This window comes from Methylovorus sp. SPW-M1 (assembly GCF_053848825.1).
Genome location: NZ_CM132626.1, coordinates 1810931 through 1824591, shown reverse-complemented (window position 1 = coordinate 1824591; position 13661 = coordinate 1810931). Strand labels below are relative to the sequence as shown.

The window sequence follows — 13661 nt, the reverse complement described above, 5'->3', positions numbered from 1 at the left end:
CTGCCTTACTCGTTGTTTTTGCCGTCAAGTTTCGCTTTAAGCAATGCGCCCAGGTTGGTGGTGCCTGCAGCGCCAGCATCATTGCTGTACTTCTGCATGGCATCCGCTTCTTCAGCGATGTCCTTAGCCTTGATCGACAGGTTGATGGAGCGGTTCTTGCGGTCAATGTTCAGGATGCGTGCTTCTACTTCCTGGCCTTCTTTCAGGGCAGTGGTAGCGTCTTCGATCTTCTCGCGAGCGATTTCAGATGCGCGCAGGTAACCTTCAACTTCACCGTCCAGGGTAATAACAGCACCCTTGGCATCCACAGACTTCACGGTACCAGTAACGATGGCACCCTTGTCATTGGTGGTGGTGTAAGCGCTGAATGGATCATTGTCCAGTTGCTTAACGCCGAGAGAGATACGCTCTTTTTCAACGTCGATAGCCAGAACAACAGCAGCGACTTCGTCACCCTTCTTGAAGTTGCGGATAGCTTCTTCGCCAGTTTGATTCCAGGACAGGTCGGACAGGTGAACCAGGCCGTCGATGCCACCAGGCAAACCAATGAATACGCCGAAGTCAGTGATGGACTTGATCTGACCGCTAACCTTGTCACCCTTCTTGTGGGTGGCAGCAAACTCATCCCATGGATTAACCTGGCATTGCTTCATGCCCAGGGACAGGCGACGACGGTCTTCGTCGATTTCCAGAATCATGACTTCTACTTCGTCACCCAGTTGGGCGATCTTGGCAGGATGTACGTTCTTGTTGGTCCAGTCCATTTCGGAAACGTGTACCAGACCTTCAATGCCTGGCTCGATTTCAACGAATGCGCCGTAGTCGGTCAGGTTGGTTACCTTGCCGAACAGGCGGGTGCCTACTGGGTAGCGGCGGGTCAGAGCAACCCATGGGTCGTCGCCCAGTTGCTTGATGCCCAGCGATACGCGGTTCTTTTCTTGATCGAACTTCAGGATCTTGGCTTCAACTTCTTCGCCTACGGTCAGCACTTCGGATGGGTGCTTAACACGACGCCATGCCAGATCAGTGATGTGCAGCAGGCCATCAATACCGCCCAGGTCAACGAATGCGCCGTAATCGGTAATGTTCTTGACGATACCCTTAACAACTGCGCCTTCTTTCAGTGAGCCCAGCAGAGCTTCGCGATCGGCACCCATGCTCTCTTCGAGAACAGCGCGGCGCGATACCACAACGTTGTTGCGCTTGCGATCCAGCTTGATAACCTTGAAGTCCCACTCTTTGCCTTCGAAAGGTGTGGTGTCTTTAACAGGGCGCAGATCAACCAGGGAACCTGGCAGGAAGGCGCGGATGCTGTTAACCATAACAGTCAGACCACCCTTGACGCGGCCATTGATCATGCCCTTGATGATGCGGGATTCGTTCATGGCATTTTCCAGATCCAGCCATGCAGCAAGACGTTTCGCCTTTTCACGGGAGAGCTTGGTTGAACCGTAGCCGTCTTCCAGGGTTTCGATAGCAACTTGTACGAAGTCGCCAACAGCCACTTCGAGTTCGCCGCGGTCATTACGGAATTCGCTGGTTGCGATGACGCTTTCCGACTTGAGGCCGGCGTTGACGATAACAAAGTCGTCGTCGATGGAAACTACTTCTGCAGTAATCACTTCACCGGAGCGCATTTCCTGGCGAGCCAGGCTTTCTTCGAAAAGAGCTGCAAAGCTTTCGGTAAAGGTAGGGGTGGAAAGGTTAGCCATTAATAAAATTACCTGATTAAACCCGCCGGGCAGCGGGGTAAAGTTAAAAAAGCCATGAACCACGAGGCTCATAGCACGGGTGCTGCATAATTAAAGGGTCTTGCTTTTACGCTTGTGGCGTCAGGTGTTGCGACGCCTTTCGATAATGCTGGAGAACTTTTTCAACCGCCTGGTCTATGGAGAGCTGATCAGTGACTAAAAGCATGGCATCATCTGTTTTTTGCAAGGGCGCCGTAGCGCGTTGCTGGTCGCGAGTATCGCGGTTTCGCAAATCCTGCAAAATATCCTGTAGATTAGCATGGATTTCTTTTTCCATCAACTGCTTATAGCGCCTCTCCGCTCGTACCTCAGCACTGGCTGTCAAATACACTTTTGCAATGGCATCGGGGAAAACCACGGTGGCCATGTCGCGTCCATCTGCCACCAGTCCAGGAGCTTGCCGGAAGCTGTGTTGCAAGGCCAGCAGGGCCGTGCGCACGGCCGGATGCACGGCGACTTCAGAGGCACCACGACTGATTTCTTCAGACCTTACTTCTTCAGTAATGATGTTGCCATTCAGGTAAATCTGGCCGTCTTCAAACCGGATTTCAAGTTTTGCTGCCATCTCGGCCAGTGTTTCCCCCTCATTCCAGGCAATGTTGTATTGCTTGCCTGCGTAGGCCACGATGCGATAAAGCGCGCCAGAGTCAAGGTAATGAAAGCCGAGTTTGTCTGCCACGCGCTGCGCAACAGTACCTTTGCCGGAAGCGGAGGGGCCATCAATGGCAATTACGGGAATAGTCATATTTAATTAATTTATCAAACTGGTTTTTATAATCAATTGGATTGATTCAATGCCGTGCGCGATCATGCCGTAACACTATTATCACCTCAAGGGGATCGCATCATGACCAAAACATTTACCTTTGCCATTATCCATTTCACGGTGGCTTTTTCCGTGGGGTACGCCTTGACCGGCAGCTGGGCGCTGGGCAGTGCGATTGCGCTTGTGGAGCCGGCCTGCAATACGATTGCTTTCTTTTTCCATGAAAAAGTCTGGCAGCGTATTGAGCAGAACAACGGGCCGGAAATCGAGCTTTATAACGCCTATTAATTTAAACGGCGCTGGCTTGATGTTTATGCCCCAGCGCCCTTGATGCCGGCAAATCGTTCAAAGTAATCCGGGAATGTCTTGGCAACACACCCAGGGTCATTAATCGTCACTGGGGTTTGCCCCAGGGCAACCAGCGAAAAGCACATCGCCATGCGGTGATCATCGTAGGTATCAATCGTCGCGTTTGGCGTCAGGCTGGCGGGCGGTGTGATGCAGATGTAGTCCTGACCTTCCTCCACGGTCGCGCCTACCTTGCGCAGTTCAGTCGCCATGGCATGCAGTCGGTCCGTTTCCTTGACGCGCCAGCTGGCAATATTGCGCAGGCGGGTGGTGCCATCGGCAAACAGCGCGGCGGTAGCTAACGTCATGGCGGCATCGGGAATATGGTTGCAATCCATATCCAGTGCCTTCAGCTTGCCCGAGGCCGGGGCGGAAGCGCTGATCCAGTTATCCCCGTGTTCAATCACCGCGCCCATTTCGCGCAGGGCATCCACAAAACGTACATCGCCCTGAATACTGTCAAGGCCAATGCCATGCACCTTCACCGGGCCACCGGCAATCGCACCAGCTGCCAGGAAGTAAGACGCCGATGAAGCATCGCCCTCCACAAAGAGTTCGCCAGGGCTGCTGTACTGGCTGGCGGCAGGGACGGTAAATGCCTGCCAGCCTTCGCGTTCAACCTTGACGCCAAATTTCGCCATCAGATTCAGGGTGATTTCGATATAAGGTTTCGAGATCAACTCCCCGACCACTTCAATCCGTGTTTGCTCGTTGAGCAGTGGCAATGCCATCAGCAATGCAGTCAGGAACTGGCTGGAGACATTGCCGCGTATTTGCAGAGTGTGCTGTCCGGCGATGCGTGCAGGACGAATTTGCAAGGGAGGAAAACCGGCATTGCCTTCGTATTGAATATCGGCCCCGGCTTGCCTGAGGGCATCCACCAGATCGCCAATGGGCCGCTCATGCATGCGAGGCACGCCCGACAGGCGGTATTCGCCTTGCGAGAATGCGAGCGCGGCGGTCAGTGGGCGGAATGCCGTACCGGCATTGCCCAGGAAAAGATCGGCTTTTCGCACCGGCCATTGCCCACGGCAGCCCGTGATGCGCCAGTCATGCGCTGCTAGCTGTTTCATCTCCACGCCCAAGGTTTGCAGCGCTTCCAGCATGCGAGCGGTGTCATCCGAGTCCAGCAGGTCGCGAATGTCAGTGACGCCATCGGCGAGGGCGGCCAGCAACAGGCAGCGGTTGGAAATGCTTTTTGAGCCCGGCAACACGATGTCGCCATGCGCGTGGTGAATGGGAGCAAGGTCCAGGGTCTGCATTACGATAGCCTCAATATTTTTTATGACGTGCCCAGGCATTGCGAGCATGGCTCGCGCGCTCAAACAGCTGCTGCAAGCCTGCGCCATCCTGTTGCTGCAACAGTTCGCGCACATGGCTGAGCTGGGCCTGGTAAGCATCGATTTCATCGAGCAGGGCAGCCTGATTAGCCAGGCTGATGTCGCGCCACATTTCCGGGTGGCTGCCTGCAATGCGGCTGAAATCGCGGAAGCCGCTGGCAGCAAAATCAAACAGCTGATCGGCATTGGGCCGATTGGCCAGTTCATTCACCAGGGCAAACGCCAGCAGGTGTGGCAGATGGCTGACCGCAGCAAAAATGCGGTCATGTTCGGCGGCCGTCATCTTGATGACGTGTGCGCCGCAGGCTTCCCACATGGCTTGCACTTTGCCGATATCAGATGCCTTAGTGTTGCTGAATGGGGTGAGAACTACATTCTTTTTGCTGAAGAGGTCGGCGCGCGCGGCGGTGACACCACTTTTCTCAGCGCCGGCAATCGGGTGCCCGGGCACAAACTGATGGTGGCGATCGCCTAGCGCGGTTTCGGCATAAGCGACGATGTCAGACTTGGTGCTGCCAGCATCGGTGACGATCGTGTCTGGTGATAAGTGCGGGGCAATGGCTTGCAGGATGGAGAAGGTCTGGGCGACAGGCGCGGCAATCAGCACCATATCCGCCTGGTCCAGCGCGCTGGCAAGGCTGGTTTGTGCCTCATCAATCACGCCCAGTTCCAGGGCGGTTTGCAGGTGATCGCCATCGCGACCGATACCCACAATGTGCCTGACGGCTTGTGCCTGTTTAAGGGCCAGTGCGACCGAGCCACCGATCAGGCCAACACCGAAAATGACCAGCTTGTTCAAGGGGAAATGCCGAAGTTTATTAAAGCGCGCATTGTAACATGCGGCATAGCGCTGAGGCCTGAATGCAAAAACGGCATCCCGACATAAGGCTCAATTCATGTGGGATGCCGCTTGCGATGGAGATGACATTGAATAAGAGCGAGGGCTATGCAAAAAGTTCAGAGTCTGTGCAATTTAAATGCATCAGTCAAAGTGCATGTCCTGCCAATCGCCATTGATCAGGGCCTGCTGCGGGGTAAAGTTCTGTTTGTAGGCCATCTTCTGGCTTTGCTTGATCCAGTAACCAAGATAGAGATACGGCAGTTCGAGCGAATGGCACCACGCGCTTAGCCAGATGACATTGAAGGTACCGTAGCTGCAGCCTTTCTCGCTGGCATCATAAAAGGTATACACCGCGGAGATGCCATCGTGAACGATATCCACCACGCTGACCATCTTGATGATGCCGTCCTGCCTAAACTCGATGAGCCTGCTGTTGACGTTGCTTTGCACCAGAAAATTACGGTACTGGTCTTTGGTTTCAGTTTCCGTGTCTGATTCGCCATCTTGCTGGCCGCTGTGGCGGGCAATCTGATACGCCTGATAAAGCTGGAAATGTTCCTCGCTGAAATGCAGGTCTTGTATCGTCACTTGCAGCGATAAATGCTGCTTGAATGCGCGCTTCTGGCTACGGTTGGGCTTGAACTGATCGACCAGCAGCCGCACCGGGATGCAGGCCTGGCATTCGCCACACTGGGGGCGGTAGGCAAACTTGCCACTACGCCGGAAGCCCAGCTGGATGAGACCGCTATAGATATTGGCGTTAATCAGATGGTGCGGTGCTGCAATCAGCGATTGTGCCGACCGGTTCTCCAGATACCCGCAAGGGTATGAAGTGGTTGTGTAGAACTGGATGCTTTGCAGCGGAATGTCATTAGGCAGCGTCATCAATGAGTCCAGTCAAGCGTGACAAAAATTCCGCACGGGGAATCTCGCGGGCGCCGAGCGAGGCCAGATGGGCGGTTTTCATCTGGCAGTCTATCATTCTTACTCCTTGCCGCTGCAAATCCCGTACCAGATGCACAAAGGCTATTTTCGAGGCATCGGTTCGGGCATGAAACATGGATTCGCCATAAAACATCCCGCCTAGTCGCACGCCATACAAGCCGCCCACCAGTTCGCCCTCCATCCAGGTTTCCGCGCTCATGGCATGTCCCATCTGATGCAGGGCATGGTAGCCGGCCACAATTTCTTCGGTGATCCATGTGCCGTCCTGGTGCGCGCGCGGGATTTCTGCACAACGGCGCATCACCTGCAGAAAGCAGGTGTTGTAGCGCACCTCATAGTCGGGCTTGCGCAAGCGCTTTTCCAAGGAGCGCGATACCTTGAGCTCCTCAGGAAAAAGCACCATGCGTGGATTCGGGCTCCACCACAGCACGGGTTCGCCTTCGCTAAACCAGGGGAAAATGCCTTGCCGGTAAGCATTCAGCAGCCGTTCAGCAGACAGGTCACCACCAATCGCCAGCAGCCCGTTGGGCTCCGCCAGTGCGCGTTCGGGGGCAGGGAAGGGCGAGTCAATATCCAGCGCCGCCACGCGGCCACCGGGAAGCTGGTAATAAGCGTTACTCATGCTGATAGGTCTGGTAACTGTGTTGAATCGGCAGGGCAATCTTCACGCATAGGGGATTCAGACCGGCCTCAATGGCTCCATGGTGGAGTCATACACATAAAAATCCAGCGCCTTGTTGGTTTTGGCCAGATACATGCAATGGTCTGCGCGGCTCAGGATAAAGTCGAGATCGTGATCGGGAGAGGGGTTCAAAAACATGCCTGCGCTCGCGCTGATATGCACTTCGGTGTTTTTGACCTGAAAAGGCTGCTTGATGTTCTGCAGAATGCGATCCAGTGTATCGCGGGCTTCCGCGCCTGAGCGCAGGTTGCACAGCAGCAGGGCAAATTCATCGCCCCCCATGCGGGCGATGGTGTCGCCGGAGCGCAAACTTTCCTTGATGCGTTCTGACAGCTTGATCAGCAAGTCGTCGCCAGCCTCATGCCCCAGAGTGTCGTTGATGGGTTTGAAGCCATCCAGATCCATGTAGCACACCGCGATGGTTTCTTCTGTGCGTGAAACACGCGCCAGCGCTTGCCGCAGGCGGTCCGCAAACAGGGCGCGATTGGGAAGTTGCGTCAGCGTATCGTGGTAGGCCATGTGCTGCAGGCTTTCCTGCTGGCGTTTCATCAGGGTAATGTCGGAAAACGTGCCCACGTAATGGCTGATCATGCCATCCTGATTCGCGACGCTGGAGACATCAATCGAGATCAGGTAGGTCTCGCCGCGTTTGTTGATATTCTGCAATTCGCCACGCCACTGGCCATTTTTTTTCACGCAGTAAATCATTTCCAGCAGGGATTTGGGGTCATGGATGGCAAATGACAGCTCCTGCGGGTTTTTGCCCTTGGCCTCTTCGGCACTGAAACCGGTAATTTTTTCAAAAGACGGGTTCACTTGCACGATGCACAGGCGGGCATCGGCAATGAAAATGCCATCCCCCGCATGCTCAAACACACTGGCCGCCAGGCTCAGGTTTTCGCTGTTGGAACGTAGCGTATCCATCATTCGGCGCAAGTTGTTGCGCATGGTGATCATATGGGCAATTAGCGTATTGGGTTGGCCGGTCAGACCGTCATCCTGCAGATTGCCACTGGCAATCTTGCGCACCAGGGCTACCGCCAGCGCAGGGTCACCGCCGATAGGCTTGATCACCAGGCGCGTGAGTTGCGATTGCACAATCAGGGCTAGCACGCCCAAGCCCACCAAACCGCTAAGCAGCACATACAGTGCCTTGATCAGACCCTGAACAGCGGCTTCTTTCTTGGGGTAGGCGTATACCACCTTGAAACGCCAGCTGGGGATATCCTGGCTGATCAGTCGCCAAGTGGCAGGCCGCTCGGCGAGCAGGCGCTCGGCCGCAGCGGTTTTGATGTGTGATGAGAGAAAACGAATATGCTCGTGGCTGTCCAACATGGCGGCAAAGCCGGTTTCAAGAAAGCGGGTGTTTTCCATGGTAGTGCGCAGGGCATCCATATCTGCCTGAAAACCGACATACCAGATGCCGATCAGTTTGCCTTCCGCATCAAACATCGGTTCATAGCCGGTGATATAGGGATTGCCAAGAATATCCACCACGCCATAAAACGGTTTCCCTTCGCGCAGGGCTTCAATAGCGCGGCCCTTGGGGTCGAGCAGGGTGCCGATGGCCCGGCTGCCATCCAGCTGATGTACATTGGTGGAGATACGGATGAAGTCATCTCCCGCCCTGACAAACAGCGTGGCCGTTCCGCCATTGATGCGGGTGACTTCGTCCACCACACTGAAATTGCCGGTTTGCGGATGATTGCCAAAAACCAGGTTGGGGATGCGTTTGCCATTCAGCACCGTACTGCTGTTAATGGCAGGCAGGCCGAGGTTAAGCGCGTTCTGGCGCAGCAGTCGCATGGAGGCGAGCACTTGGGAATGCACCAGGTTTTCGGTGGTTTGCAGCAGCTGTATGCTGGCCCGTGTCTGGGATTGGGCATCCTGCTCCACGGTGGCCAGTTTGCCCCGGTATTCGAAATATGCCTGCAGTATCGCCGCCAGAATGATTAGTATGGCGATCGGCAGCAGAAACCTCTGTACGGTACTGATTCTCTTCATGGAGTGAATTTCTATATTTTGATATTGATTCACGCACAGTGTTGTACAAATCATATCACTGCTGACATCCGCCATGGCAAGCCATCGCAAATAATATAGCGCTTGGCAGACAAGGCTGGGCAGCCTATACCCAGTGGTATAAATCGATGAGCGTTGTCAGATATGTTTTATGTATTATGATGTGGTCTAATGCCCCTTAGGTTCAGGGAGCTGAGGGGGAGTTTCAGCTTTGATTCAAGGTTTGTCAGGCTTAAAAAAATTGCATAAAACAAATATGACGTTTCGCATGGTGGTAAACCTCTGCTTATGCATCTGGCTATTCGTGCTGGCAATGCCGGCATCGGCAACTCCCTTAGAGCTGAAGGGGGATTGGTACAAGGCGGCGGAAGTCTGGGATTACCAGTTGCAATACGATATGTCGGAAACCGGCCTGCCCAAGGTTCCGCATCCCCAAAAAACCGGCGGCGTCTTCCTGCACCAGTCGGATATCCATCTGGATGGCAATACCACCTATGTGGTTGATTTCAAGAATTCCAGTGTCATCGAGCGGTTTACCCATTATGTGTTTGATGACAACGGCGATCTGGTTCTCAAGCTGACAGGCGGTATTTCCTCGGCGACGGATAATCCTTTCATGCTGCGCCATGGGCGCGAAATCAAACTGCCCGCCGGTCATTACCGCATCATCAGCGAGCTTTACTCTTCCTTTTACCTGGCCCAGCCGCAGCCCTATATCGATACGCTGGATGATTATCGTCAGGCCATCAAGCCGGGCAATGCGATTGTGCTCATTTGCATTGGGGCCATGCTGATTCTGATGGTGTATTACTCGGTGCTGGGCTATGTGCGCGGCCAGCGCACCGACACCATGTATGCGCTGTTTATTGCCGGCAATCTGGTCTACAACAGCATGGCCATGCTGGTCGCCCCTGATCTGTTTGGGGTGCACTGGTTCTATCTGGTCAGTATTCCCATCCTGTTTTCCAATTTTGCCTATGTTCTGTTTGTCTCCAGCCTGCTCGGCATCAAACGCCATATCTACCGCAAGCTGCATGCCCTGCGGCGCTGGTCATTGGGGCTGCTGGGGATATTCCTGTTGGTCGCCTTGCTGTTCCCCAACTGGTCCATGGAGATGGATCGCTACGGGGTCGGCGTCATCATGTCGTATGGCCTGCTGGCAGGTATCGTCTGCTCATACCGCGGCAACCGCACCGCGCGCATGTACCTGGTGGCGATTGTGGCTTTTTTCGCGATCGGCTCCTATGCCATTACCAACTCCGGGCTGGAAGGGGTTTACACCATTTACATCGAGCATATCGGCTTGCTCGCCGTGACGGTGGAAATGATCCTGCTGGCGTTGGTGCTGGCACGGCAGTTTGCCCAGTTGCATTACGAAAAAGAGTACGCCCTCAACCAGTCTGAGCATAACCTGCAGATTGCCTACACCGACGCCCTGACCGGCCTGCCCAACCGCTATGCGCTGGACAAGGAGCTGGAACATCTGCCGCAGAGCGGTCTTCTGGTGTTTGTGGATATGGATGGCCTCAAGTTTTACAACGACAACTTTGGGCATAAGCGTGGTGACGAATTACTGTGCGCCTTTGCTTCCGCCATGCGCAGTGAGCTGATGAAATACGGCGCCCTGCACCGCATAGGCGGTGATGAATTTGCCATTACCTTTCCCAGCGGCGATCTGACCTCTATCGAGACCAAGCTGCATGCAGCCATGCAGACCGTGCATGCTCAGGGCTTTGATTTTTCCGGTATCAGTTACGGTATCGCCATGGTGAGCGAGAGTGCGGACAGGAATGTGCTCAAGCATCTGGCGGATACCCGCATGTATGAGCACAAGCGCCAGCGCAAGAAGCGCAGCCTGTCGTCCTGACCGCGGGTTGCGCGCGGCCGCCAGTGCTGCCAACAAACAAGACAAATAAAAAAATGTTGTTTCATCAACCCAAGGGGGAAGTTCGTAATGTCCAAGAAGTGGAGTTTTATCTGGCCTATCCTGTTGTGCCTGGCCTTGCCGTTAGTCGCGGCGTGGTTCGCCTATCCTGATCACCTGCCGCCCGGCTTCGGTGTGTTTCCACCCCAATACGTCCAGCCGGATCCCGGTTTCAATCTGCTCGTGTTTCTGCTTGTACTGGCTGTTGAGTTGGCATTTCTTGCGTTTCTGCTGTTTCCTCAATGGTTCGGCTTCAAGCCTGTCGCGCCACCGCCGCCCGTGCCTAAAGCAGCATTGCCGATCTGGTTCTGGATTGGCCTTGCATTTACCGTCGTCTTCCTGGGCTTGATGTGGGGCAGGGTAATCCCATGGGCCTACTATGCATTTTCCCCTCTCTGGTGGGGCTTTATCCTTGCACTGGATGGGCTGGTTTACAGTCGCAATAACGGGGTGTCGCTGCTGTCCTCCAAACCCAAGACCCTGGCGATCAGCGCTTTGGTATCGGTGTTCGGCTGGCTGTTCTTCGAGTATTACGATTATTTCGTGCTGGCCAACTGGTATTACCCCAACGGCACCATGCCCGAACTCAGCCATGCCATGATTGTTGCGCTGTTCCTGATTGCCTACACCACCGTGTGGCCTGCCATTTTTGAGTGGTATACCCTGCTCAAAACCTGCCCTAAGCTGGCAAACCGCTACAGCAATGGTCCCAAGTTGCCCTTGCCAGGCAACCTGATGATGCTGGCAGGCTATATCTCGATTTTTGCCATGGTATTTCTGCCTTACCCCTTGTTCTGGGTGGTGTGGATAGGCCCGCTGGTGATCTTGAGCGGCCAGCTGATACGCAAGCAGGTGAGCAGCCCATTCACTGCGCTGGCGCAGGGCAACTGGAACCCACTGCTGCTGGTGGCGCTAGCATCGCTCTTTAATGGCTTTTTCTGGGAAATCTGGAATTACGGCAGTGCGCATCCCATGCCGGAATTGCAGACCAATCCGAATTACTGGATCTATGAGATTCCCTACGTGAATGTCATCCACATTTTTGCCGAAATGCCTTTGCTGGGCTACTTTGGCTATCTGCCGTTCGGCGTGCTGGTGTGGGTGGTGTTTATCTGGGCAGGGCAGTTGTTTGGCTTTGATACCGATATTGAATTGACACCCAATACCAAAAACTAGCGCTATTGCTAAATGTGAAAAGGGCTCCCGCGGGAGCCCTTTTTTTGTGCGCTAACGATGCTTATGCATTTTTTCTGAATTACTTGCTTGGCCAATTCAATAGGGCCACATTCACCATGTTTGTTAACTCCTCCTGTGTCGCGCCATTAATGGCCTGGACTGACATTCCTTGATGCAGGGTAGCTAAATATTTCGCCAAAGCAGCAGGGTCCAGTTCCGGAGATAGATCACCTGCCTGTTGCGCTTGCTTGAATCGCTCACTGAGCAAGGTTTCATAATGCTGCCTGTATCGTATCAGCTGCTCTTTGATAATGTCGGCACCTTGTCCGCAAGACAATGCTCCCTGCACAATCATGCATCCCTTGGGGTGCTGGTCATTTGCCAGAAATCCCACGGTGTCGAATAAAAATCTCTCGGCGACCATGCGTGCCGTCGGTTCCTTTACAACTGCGCCAATAAATGCCGCGGGCCCTGATACATATTTGTCCAGCGCTTGCCTGAACAATTCTTCCTTGTTGCCAAACGCAGCATACAAACTGGGTTTGTTGATGCCAAGTTCAGCAGTTAACTCTGCCATGGACGCGCCTTCGTATCCCCGTTTCCAGAAAACTTCCAACGCCTTTTCCAGGGCCTGGTCGTTATTAAAGAGTTTGGGACGACCACGCAATTTTTTTTCCTGTTCAGTCATTTTCTCAAGAGCAATGAAATTAATATATACCAATTGTTACAAAAAACTGTTGACATGGCAAATGTTGCTCATTAGTATTTATATACCAATTGGTATTTTAATATGAAATTTAACTGGCTGAAGTGGAAACAATCGCTATATCAGCTAAACATCGTACATAAGAAATCTTCATTTATCACTTAAGCTAAACAGGAGTCCTATTCATGAACAAATTACTAAAAACAGTTTTACTCTTTTCTGCTGCCATCTCCATCATTCCATCGGGCACGGCTTTGGCAGAGGATAAATTGGAAACAGCGACTACAAAGTTTGTGGATGCCAACGGCGTCAAGTTCTCATACCGAACACTGGGGCCCAAAGCAGGCACTCCCCTGATATTCCTTCAGCACTTTACTGGCAACATGGATGCCTGGGACCCAGCAGTCGTGAATGCCTTGGCAAAAAACCGGCCAGTGGTGGTATTCAACAACAGAGGGGTAGGCTCAACCAACGGCGTTGTGGCCGATAACATTACGCAAATGACGACGGATGCTTATGCGTTTATTCAGGCACTGGGCTATAAGCAGGTGGACTTATTGGGTTTTTCACTGGGCGGATTTATTGCGCAAGAACTCGCCGCCCAGCATCCAGAACTGGTACGTAAGGTAATCCTTGCCGGGACTACCTATCAAGGCGGTGGGAATAATTTGATGAAGGTGTTGGGCGAGGCTTTTTCAAGAGAAAACGTGCAGGACCCTCGTGACTATTTGTTCTTCTCGCAAAGCGATGCAGGCAAACAGGCGGCGGCTGCATTTTTATCGAGAGTTTATGCCAGACAAGCAGGGCGCGACCCAGAGAGTGGCAAGGAGATTTCAGATGCACATGGCAAAGCGTTAATAGTGTGGACTAGCACCCCCGACCCTGAATTCAAAACACTGAAAGCCATTCAGCAACCGGTCTTGGTAGTGACAGGCAGTAATGACACCATGCTGCCAACGGAGGGTTCCATTACCTTGTTTAAAGAGCTTAAGAATGCTCAGCTGGTGCTATACCCAGATTCAAACCATGGTTCAATCTTTCAATACCATGATGCATTTGTAAACACCGCTGATTTCTTTCTGAATCACTAAAATTAAACCGGCCACCTTCTTTGCAAGGTGGCCGGTTTTATCACTTTCGCAAAAGGCATCTTCTGGTTT

The 13661-nt window shown here is 53.4% G+C and carries 12 protein-coding genes; 4 read left to right on the top strand and 8 right to left on the bottom strand.

The window, feature by feature from the left end; translation table 11 throughout:
- Nucleotides 1–5: 5 nt before the first annotated feature.
- Both rpsA and cmk read right to left on the bottom strand, forming a co-directional pair.
- Nucleotides 6–1712: a 30S ribosomal protein S1 gene (gene rpsA / locus ACWWD9_RS08580; RefSeq protein WP_041362646.1), complete on the bottom strand. Its 1707-nt coding sequence runs from the start codon at nucleotides 1710–1712 to the stop codon at nucleotides 6–8.
- 106 nt (nucleotides 1713–1818) lie between these two features.
- The gene (gene cmk, locus ACWWD9_RS08575; RefSeq protein ID WP_455866782.1) at nucleotides 1819–2496 is read right to left on the bottom strand and encodes a (d)CMP kinase; all 678 of its coding nucleotides are present in this window, start codon (nucleotides 2494–2496) and stop codon (nucleotides 1819–1821) included.
- A gap of 102 nt (nucleotides 2497–2598) precedes the next feature.
- Here cmk and ACWWD9_RS08570 point away from each other — a divergent pair, with 102 nt between their 5' ends.
- Entirely contained in the window at nucleotides 2599–2805 is a 207-nt protein-coding gene (locus tag ACWWD9_RS08570; RefSeq protein WP_013441949.1) for a DUF2061 domain-containing protein, read from the top strand.
- A gap of 23 nt (nucleotides 2806–2828) precedes the next feature.
- Here the strand turns inward: ACWWD9_RS08570 and aroA are convergent, their stop codons facing one another.
- The 5 genes from aroA to ACWWD9_RS08545 all read right to left on the bottom strand — a co-directional run bounded on the left by aroA (nucleotide 2829) and on the right by ACWWD9_RS08545 (nucleotide 8677).
- Nucleotides 2829–4127, bottom strand: a complete 1299-nt coding sequence (aroA, locus tag ACWWD9_RS08565) for a 3-phosphoshikimate 1-carboxyvinyltransferase (protein ID WP_455866781.1) — start codon at nucleotides 4125–4127, stop codon at nucleotides 2829–2831.
- Nucleotides 4128–4137: 10 nt separating this feature from the next.
- The gene (locus ACWWD9_RS08560; protein ID WP_455866780.1) at nucleotides 4138–5004 is read right to left on the bottom strand and encodes a prephenate dehydrogenase; all 867 of its coding nucleotides are present in this window, start codon (nucleotides 5002–5004) and stop codon (nucleotides 4138–4140) included.
- A 183-nt stretch (nucleotides 5005–5187) separates the two neighbouring features.
- Nucleotides 5188–5931 (bottom strand): arginyltransferase, encoded by a 744-nt coding sequence (locus ACWWD9_RS08555; protein ID WP_455866779.1) that lies wholly within the window; start codon nucleotides 5929–5931, stop codon nucleotides 5188–5190.
- Entirely contained in the window at nucleotides 5918–6613 is a 696-nt protein-coding gene (gene aat, locus ACWWD9_RS08550; protein ID WP_455866778.1) for a leucyl/phenylalanyl-tRNA--protein transferase, read from the bottom strand. The genes ACWWD9_RS08555 and aat overlap by 14 nt, the downstream gene beginning before the upstream one ends.
- Before the next feature lie 57 nt (nucleotides 6614–6670).
- Nucleotides 6671–8677, bottom strand: a complete 2007-nt coding sequence (locus ACWWD9_RS08545) for a Cache 3/Cache 2 fusion domain-containing protein (protein WP_455866777.1) — start codon at nucleotides 8675–8677, stop codon at nucleotides 6671–6673.
- 274 nt (nucleotides 8678–8951) lie between these two features.
- Between ACWWD9_RS08545 and ACWWD9_RS08540 the strand changes: the two genes are divergently transcribed.
- A complete protein-coding gene (locus ACWWD9_RS08540) occupies nucleotides 8952–10562 on the top strand; it encodes a sensor domain-containing diguanylate cyclase (RefSeq protein ID WP_455866776.1) in 1611 nt (536 codons plus the stop codon).
- 87 nt (nucleotides 10563–10649) lie between these two features.
- The gene (locus ACWWD9_RS08535) at nucleotides 10650–11795 is read left to right on the top strand and encodes a mechanosensitive ion channel protein MscS (RefSeq protein ID WP_455866775.1); all 1146 of its coding nucleotides are present in this window, start codon (nucleotides 10650–10652) and stop codon (nucleotides 11793–11795) included.
- A gap of 79 nt (nucleotides 11796–11874) precedes the next feature.
- On the opposite strand, the gene ACWWD9_RS08530 is transcribed toward ACWWD9_RS08535, so the two are convergent.
- Nucleotides 11875–12483 (bottom strand): TetR/AcrR family transcriptional regulator, encoded by a 609-nt coding sequence (locus ACWWD9_RS08530; protein ID WP_455866774.1) that lies wholly within the window; start codon nucleotides 12481–12483, stop codon nucleotides 11875–11877.
- A 203-nt stretch (nucleotides 12484–12686) separates the two neighbouring features.
- On the opposite strand from ACWWD9_RS08530, the gene ACWWD9_RS08525 reads away from it, so the two are divergent.
- Nucleotides 12687–13592, top strand: coding sequence for an alpha/beta fold hydrolase (locus ACWWD9_RS08525; RefSeq protein ID WP_455866773.1), 906 nt, complete (start codon nucleotides 12687–12689; stop codon nucleotides 13590–13592).
- Nucleotides 13593–13661 lie beyond the last annotated feature (69 nt).

What these genes read in the sequence shown, in the direction of transcription:
- rpsA (WP_041362646.1), bottom strand. Translation starts at nt 1,712, where the DNA reads ATGGCTAACCTTTCCACCCCTACCTTTACCGAAAGCTTTGCAGCTCTT.
- cmk (WP_455866782.1), bottom strand. Translation starts at nt 2,496, where the DNA reads ATGACTATTCCCGTAATTGCCATTGATGGCCCCTCCGCTTCCGGCAAA.
- ACWWD9_RS08570 (WP_013441949.1), top strand. Translation starts at nt 2,599, where the DNA reads ATGACCAAAACATTTACCTTTGCCATTATCCATTTCACGGTGGCTTTT.
- aroA (WP_455866781.1), bottom strand. Translation starts at nt 4,127, where the DNA reads ATGCAGACCCTGGACCTTGCTCCCATTCACCACGCGCATGGCGACATC.
- ACWWD9_RS08555 (WP_455866779.1), bottom strand. Translation starts at nt 5,931, where the DNA reads ATGACGCTGCCTAATGACATTCCGCTGCAAAGCATCCAGTTCTACACA.
- aat (WP_455866778.1), bottom strand. Translation starts at nt 6,613, where the DNA reads ATGAGTAACGCTTATTACCAGCTTCCCGGTGGCCGCGTGGCGGCGCTG.
- ACWWD9_RS08545 (WP_455866777.1), bottom strand. Translation starts at nt 8,677, where the DNA reads ATGAAGAGAATCAGTACCGTACAGAGGTTTCTGCTGCCGATCGCCATA.
- ACWWD9_RS08540 (WP_455866776.1), top strand. Translation starts at nt 8,952, where the DNA reads ATGACGTTTCGCATGGTGGTAAACCTCTGCTTATGCATCTGGCTATTC.
- ACWWD9_RS08535 (WP_455866775.1), top strand. Translation starts at nt 10,650, where the DNA reads ATGTCCAAGAAGTGGAGTTTTATCTGGCCTATCCTGTTGTGCCTGGCC.
- ACWWD9_RS08530 (WP_455866774.1), bottom strand. Translation starts at nt 12,483, where the DNA reads ATGACTGAACAGGAAAAAAAATTGCGTGGTCGTCCCAAACTCTTTAAT.
- ACWWD9_RS08525 (WP_455866773.1), top strand. Translation starts at nt 12,687, where the DNA reads ATGAACAAATTACTAAAAACAGTTTTACTCTTTTCTGCTGCCATCTCC.